Below are 5,037 nucleotides of genomic sequence, written 5' to 3'. Positions count from 1 at the left end.
AAAATATTAAAAGGTGTCTATAACCGGGGGGATCCACCTCTTTCCATTCCGAACAGAGAAGTTAAGCCCCTGAGTGCCGATGGTACTGCCTTATGGTGGGAGAGTAGGTTGGCGCCGAATTTTGAAAGCGAGTTACGAAAGTGACTCGCTTTTTTTTATCTGATTATACTGGCTAAACTAATATTTCCTTACATTCGTTGTATTTTTAATGAAGTTATGGAAAAAATTGGATGACATGCGCAGATATTGGCATATACTCCGAAAATATAAGATAAGTCTGGCTCTTTGCCCTATCCTTGTATTGATTACTGTATGGTGTGAAACGATACAGCCCATGTATATGGCCGAAATAGTCGATCAAGGAGTGATGAAGCGCGATTTGTCACTGATTGCAGAGAAAGGGGTGTATATGATTCTTATCTCCTTATCGGGATTGGGCTTTAGTGTGGTGAATGTCTATATCGCTTCGCGTACTTCTATCGGTTTCGGTACGGATTTACGAGGGGCTCTGTTCGAAAAAATCCAGCGTTTGTCTTTTTTTGATCTCGATCATTTCAGTACCTCCTCATTGATTACCCGCCTGACGAATGATATAGCACGGATACAGCAGGTAGTGCTGATGTCGATGCGGATGATGTTGCGTTCACCGTTTATGTTGGTGATGGCCATATTTTTTGTTGTACAGATCAATAAGCAGTTAGCTCTTACCTTGATGGCTTCGATTCCGGCGTTGAGTATCGCTGTTTTTGTGATTCTGAGAAAGGGATTTCCTTATTTTTTAAAAGTGCAGCAGAAAATTGATCAGCTGAATGGTGTGGTTCGGGAAAACCTGATTAATATTCGGGTGGTAAAATCGTTTGTAAGAGAAGACTTCGAAGCACGAAAATTTGTACGTAGCAGTGAGGAACTGAGGGATATGGTGATCCGGGCTTCGAATATTATTGTTGCGATTTTTCCGGTGATGCAGTTGGTGATGAATTTGTCGGTAATCGCTATTTTGTGGGTAGGCGGATATAAGGTGATGGAAGGGGAATTGCAGATCGGAGAGTTGATTTCATTTGTGAATTACCTGGCACAGGTGTTGATGTCGCTGATGTTGTTGTCGATGTTTATCATGGCATCTGCCCGTGCTTCGGCTTCTTCACGCCGGATTATGGAGGTCTTGAATACTACACCTTCTTTGGCGAATACGCCCGAAGGCTTGGCGGACCGGTATAAAATAAAACGGGGGGAAGTGGAGTTTGTGAATGTTAGCTTCCGGTATGGTAATGGAGAAAACGATGTCTTACGGAATGTAAACTTTCATATCCGGCCGGCGGAGACAGTTGCTGTTGTCGGGGCTACCGGGGCGGCTAAGAGTTCGATGGTGCAGCTGATTCCCCGACTTTATGATGTTACGGGGGGAGAACTTCGCATCGATGGTGTACCTGTGAAGGATTATCATCTGAAAGAGTTACATGCCCGTATCGGTATGGTATTACAAAAGAATGAATTGTTTACAGGAACCATATTGGAAAATCTGAGATGGGGAAAACCGGATGCTACTCTGGAAGAAGCCGAAGAGGCCTGCCGGGTGGCTCAGGTACATGATTTTATTCTGACACTCGCCGAAGGGTACCAGACGATATTAGGACGCGGAGGAATCAATCTTTCGGGAGGACAGAAACAACGTCTTTGCATTGCCCGGGCTCTGCTGAGGAAACCTAAGATTTTGATTTTGGACGATAGTACGAGTGCTGTGGATTCGGAAACAGAACTCCGGATCAGGAATAATCTCAATTGTTTGCTGAAAGATACTACTGTACTGATTATAACACAACGGATCAATACAATGCAGTCTGCCGATCGGGTAATCGTATTGGAAGACGGTGAAGTTGAGGCTATCGGTACACCGGATGAATTGATGGCGACCTCCCGGATATATCAGGAGATTTATAACTCACAGCAAATTTTAAATTAGTTATGGCACACGGAGATCACCTGAAATATCAAGCTAAGCCTAAAGCGGGAAGACAAACTCTGTTCCGGCTGACTTCTTATCTGGTATGCGATCGGCTGTTATTGTCTGTCATCGGCGTTTTGATCGTGCTGAGTATTGCCGCTAATCTGGGAGGTTCTTATCTGCTCCGTCCGATTATCAATCGCTATATTATTCCCGGAGATTTCCTGGGGTTGGGTAAGATGTTGGGGATACTTATCGGGGTATATCTGACCGGAGTGTTTGCTGTTTATGTGGAATACCGCTTGCTGAATAAGATCGGGCAGCGGACTGTGGCCCGGATGCGCGAAGATTTGTTTCGGAAGATGGAACAGCTGCCGGTGGGGTATTTCGATACCCACCAGCATGGTGATTTGATGAGTCGCTATACCAACGATATGGACCGGATTAGTGATGCTTTGACGGATAGCTTGTCGGATATGTTGTCGAGTGCTTTGACCGTAGTGGGTATTTTTTGTCTGATGTTGGTCATCAGCCCGATCTTGACCTTGGTCACTTTGGTTACTGTCCCACTGATGTTTTGGAGTGCCCGGGGAATTGTTCGTAAAAGTCGGCAATATTTTAAGGCACAACAGGCATCTTTGGGTTCGATAAACGGATATATCGAGGAGATGATTAGCGGGCAGAAGGTAGTAAAAGCGTTCGGGCACGAACAGAAGGCGATCTCAGATTTCGAGGAACTGAACCAGGATCTGAAGGGAAAATCACTGAAAGCGCAGTTCTATTCGGGCTTGATGATGCCTGTGATGCAAAATTTGAGTACCTTGAACTATGTGCTGATCACTATTGTGGGGGCTTTGTTAGCTATATTCCGGGGTTTTGATGTGGGAGGTTTGGCAGCATTTTTACAATATTCCAGACAGTTCGGACGTCCTATCAACGAGCTGGCGAGTCTTTATAATAGCATCCAGGCAGCTTTGGCTGGAGCTGAACGAATATTCGAGGTGATTGACGAACAACCGGAAGCTCCCGATTTACCGGAGGCCGTGAATCTGGAGAAGGTGAAGGGAGAGGTGGTTATGAAGGAAGTTTGGTTCGGCTACCGACCGGAAAAAATGATTCTGAAAGGCATTTCTTTTCAGGCGGCAGCCGGGCGTAAGATTGCTTTGGTTGGAGCTACCGGAGCCGGTAAAACGACGATACTCAGTATGTTACCCCGATTTTTTGATATCCGGTCAGGAGAAATCCGTATAGACCGGCAGGAGATTCGTTGCATACACCGGAATAGTCTTCGGCGCTCGATGGCTATTGTCTTACAGGATACCCATCTGTTTACAGGTACGGTACGGGAAAATATCCGCTTCGGCCGTTTGGAAGCCACCGACGAAGAGGTCATTGAGGCGGCTAAACTGACTGCGGCTCATTCATTTATTAAGCGGTTGCCTCATGGTTACGATACTTTACTGGAGAATGATGGTGCTAATTTGAGCCAGGGACAACGACAGTTGCTGAACATTGCCCGGGCGGCAGTGGCCGATCCTGCCATTTTACTATTGGATGAAGCAACCAGTAATATCGATACCAGAAGTGAGATCCTGATACAAAAAGGATTAGACCAATTGATGCAGGGGCGTACCAGTCTGATCATCGCCCATCGTCTTTCTACTATCCGTAATGCCGATATGATTTTGGTGCTTGAACGCGGGCAGATCGTCGAGCGGGGTACCCATGAAGAGTTGCTTCGGATGAAGGGAAAATATTTTTCTTTAAATCAAGAACAATTCCGTTGATTATCAATTTTTATGTATGAAATTCCCTGGTTCCTGTCCGGGGAGCGGAAAACTTTTGAGGGTATAGCATCCCCAGAATTAGGCATTCTTTGGAAATATTTCAGTAATATTAGGTATTTTTACATCTTTTATAGGAATGTATTTTTGCTTCAAAATTTTGAAGCTATGTTTTTATGGAATGAGAAAGCAATTCAGATTGTCGCAGGGCCTTGTAGTGTTGAGTCTGAAGAGCAATTGTTCGCAACAGCGCGTGGCCTGAAGAAGATAGGGATACAGACACTGCGGGGAGGGATTTGGAAACCCCGTTCAAGGGCTCATCATTTCGAAGGGGTGGGAGAACCAGGCTTGCGGTGGTTACAACAGGTACAGCAGGAATTAAGTATGCAGGTGGCTACCGAGGTGGCTACTCCCCGTCAAGCTGAAGTTGCACTAAAATATGGTATCGATATTTTATGGATTGGAGCACGTACTACTGTCAGCCCCTTTATGATACAGGAAATCGCTGAAGTGTTGAGGGGGGGGGATACTCCTGTGATGCTCAAAAATCCGGTATGTCCTGATCTGGAATTATGGACCGGAGCTGTGGAACGTTTGCTGGATATCGATTTGAAACAGTTGTCTTTGATACACCGGGGATTTTCCGTATTAGACGCTGCTCCATACCGAAATATCCCTTGTTTGGAAATGGCCTTGGAAATGAAAAAGCGTTTCCCGGGATTACCTCTTTTTTGCGATCCCAGTCATATTTGTGGTAAGAGAGGCTTGCTGTATGGGATCTGTGCGGAAGCACTCCGGTTGGATATGGATGGTTTATTTATCGAATCGCATTGCTGTCCGGAGGTGGCATTGTCGGATGCAGCCCAACAGCTTACTCCCGAAGCCTTAGGAAAAATGTTCGAAAATCTGGGCATTCGGCAGGTGGAAAATAACAAGTTGCATTTAGGTTGCGAAATTTTAATACAAAGAAAAGGATGATAAAGAGTGGTATTAAAAAAATGGGATTATTCATTGCTTTCGGGGCAATATTAGGTGGTGTATCTGCACAAAATTCAACGGGTGACACCAAAGAAGTACAAAGTGAATATGCCGGTTTTAAAACTTTCCGTTTCGGTGGATATGGTGAGATTTTGGCTAATTTCATGGACTATGGAGTGAATCGGTTTTCCGGAATATCGTATGGATCGGTACGGGAGAACCGGAATTCGATTTCTATTCCCCGTTTTGTACTGGCTTTTGACTATAAGTTCAATCCGAAATGGATACTCGGTGCTGAGATCGAATTTGAAGCCGGTGGTACAGGTATGGCGA

At 45.2% G+C, this 5,037-nt stretch carries 3 protein-coding genes, 1 rRNA gene and 1 pseudogene; all 5 read left to right on the top strand.

The window, feature by feature from the left end; translation table 11 throughout:
• Positions 1 to 9 precede the first annotated feature (9 nt).
• Positions 10 to 120, top strand: a 5S ribosomal RNA gene (gene rrf / locus WS42_RS14195).
• A gap of 115 nt (positions 121 to 235) precedes the next feature.
• Entirely contained in the window at positions 236 to 1,960 is a 1,725-nt protein-coding gene (locus WS42_RS14190) for an ABC transporter ATP-binding protein (RefSeq protein ID WP_013612136.1), read from the top strand.
• A gap of 2 nt (positions 1,961 to 1,962) precedes the next feature.
• Positions 1,963 to 3,729 (top strand): ABC transporter ATP-binding protein, encoded by a 1,767-nt coding sequence (locus tag WS42_RS14185; RefSeq protein WP_046451308.1) that lies wholly within the window; start codon positions 1,963 to 1,965, stop codon positions 3,727 to 3,729.
• 165 nt (positions 3,730 to 3,894) lie between these two features.
• Complete coding sequence (locus WS42_RS14180; protein WP_046451309.1) at positions 3,895 to 4,704, top strand: DAHP synthetase I family protein; 810 nt, start codon at positions 3,895 to 3,897, stop codon at positions 4,702 to 4,704.
• A 20-nt stretch (positions 4,705 to 4,724) separates the two neighbouring features.
• Positions 4,725 to 5,037: pseudogene (locus WS42_RS14175) on the top strand (hypothetical protein); the annotation flags it as partial.

Source organism: Odoribacter sp. N54.MGS-14, assembly GCF_000980295.1.
GTDB lineage: Bacteria > Bacteroidota > Bacteroidia > Bacteroidales > Marinifilaceae > Odoribacter > Odoribacter splanchnicus.
Note: the sequence above shows the minus strand (reverse complement) of the source record. Positions and strands in the feature narration are given on the sequence as shown.

Coding starts and splice junctions, on each gene's coding strand:
- WS42_RS14190 (WP_013612136.1), top strand. CDS start 236: ATGCGCAGATATTGGCATATACTCCGAAAATATAAGATAAGTCTGGCT.
- WS42_RS14185 (WP_046451308.1), top strand. CDS start 1,963: ATGGCACACGGAGATCACCTGAAATATCAAGCTAAGCCTAAAGCGGGA.
- WS42_RS14180 (WP_046451309.1), top strand. CDS start 3,895: ATGTTTTTATGGAATGAGAAAGCAATTCAGATTGTCGCAGGGCCTTGT.